This window comes from Azospirillum griseum, assembly GCF_003966125.1.
GTDB lineage: Bacteria > Pseudomonadota > Alphaproteobacteria > Azospirillales > Azospirillaceae > Azospirillum > Azospirillum griseum.
In genome coordinates this window covers 1-429 of sequence record NZ_RXMA01000142.1, presented here as the reverse complement: position 1 = coordinate 429, position 429 = coordinate 1, and the positions used below count along the sequence as shown (strand labels likewise).

Annotated in this window: 1 protein-coding gene; it reads left to right on the top strand. The window is 61.5% G+C overall.

From position 1 onward, the window contains the following. Nucleotides 1-62 precede the first annotated feature (62 nt). A complete protein-coding gene (locus tag EJ903_RS26530; RefSeq protein WP_126620832.1) occupies nucleotides 63-380 on the top strand; it encodes a transposase in 318 nt (105 codons plus the stop codon). The last annotated feature ends 49 nt before the right edge of the window (nucleotides 381-429 follow it).

Below are 429 nucleotides of genomic sequence, written 5' to 3'. Positions count from 1 at the left end.
TGACCCTCCTCCGAATCGGTGGACACCTCTGCTAAGCTCCAGATGGAGCGGAGAGGTCAAGAATGACGACGACACGGCGCATCTTTACGGACGAGTTCAAGCAAGAGGCGGTGGCGCTGTTGGCCAGCAGTGGCCGCTCGCTTGCGCAGATCGCCCGTGAATTGGGAGTGCAGCCCTCGGTGTTGCGGAAATGGCAGCGCCGCCTCACCGGGTCAGGGGGGCCGCCGATGCCCCCCATCCAGCGAGCGGCGGCCCCCCTGACCACTGGCGCCGATCAAGCATCGGAAATCGCCCGTTTGAAACGCGAACTCGCCCGCGTCCAGATGGAACGGGATATATTAAAAAAAACTGTGGCCATCTTCTCGGAAGCACCGAGATGAGGTTCCGAATCATTGCGGACTGCTGCGACGAATACCCGGTTCGGGTGCT

Coding starts and splice junctions, on each gene's coding strand:
- EJ903_RS26530 (WP_126620832.1), top strand. CDS start 63: ATGACGACGACACGGCGCATCTTTACGGACGAGTTCAAGCAAGAGGCG.